General features: G+C 59.2%; 1 protein-coding gene. It reads left to right on the top strand.

Annotated features, from left to right (window positions below):
- Positions 1–14 precede the first annotated feature (14 nt).
- A partial coding sequence (locus Q1A69_RS20100) for a hypothetical protein (protein ID WP_299589700.1) occupies positions 15–532 on the top strand: 518 nt, incomplete at its 3' end.

The raw sequence follows: 532 nt of genomic DNA, 5'->3' as shown, positions 1-532 counted from the left end.
CCTGTCTGGATGATATGGACTGCAGCGCCGAAAAAGCCAAAGACCAGCTGCTCACCGCGCTCGGCAGCCAAACCCCAACCCCCGTGCAAAGCTACAGCCTGGTAGTACAAGAGGGTGAGGGCATTAAACGCATAAAGGCTGATGCCGAAAACGCCATCGCCATGCGCGCTCTCGGAGAGAAACGCACCGAAGGCAATGAGCTCAGCGGCTACACCATGATGGAAATCGCCCGCATCCTGATGCAGGCCCACGGCCAGAACCTAGCGGGCCTGGATAAGATGGGCATCGTCGCCGCCGCCTTTACCCACGGCTCTGGAGACTTCGCCACGGTCCTCGGCAATATCGCCAATAAATCCATGCTCAAAGGTTACTCAGAAGCGGCAGAAGTCTTCCCGCAGTTTACCGCCACCGGCAACTTGAGCGATTTTAAGATCGCGACCCGCACCGACCTCGGCACCTTCCCCGCACTGCGCCAAGTGGCACCGGGGGCGGAATTTAAATATGTGAGCATCGGCGAGCGCGCCGAAACCGC

The sequence above is a fragment of the uncultured Microbulbifer sp. genome, from assembly GCF_947498635.1.
In the GTDB taxonomy this organism is placed as follows: domain Bacteria; phylum Pseudomonadota; class Gammaproteobacteria; order Pseudomonadales; family Cellvibrionaceae; genus Microbulbifer; species Microbulbifer echini.
The sequence above is the reverse complement of the archived record's forward strand: the minus strand, read 5'-3'. Positions and strand labels throughout refer to the sequence as shown.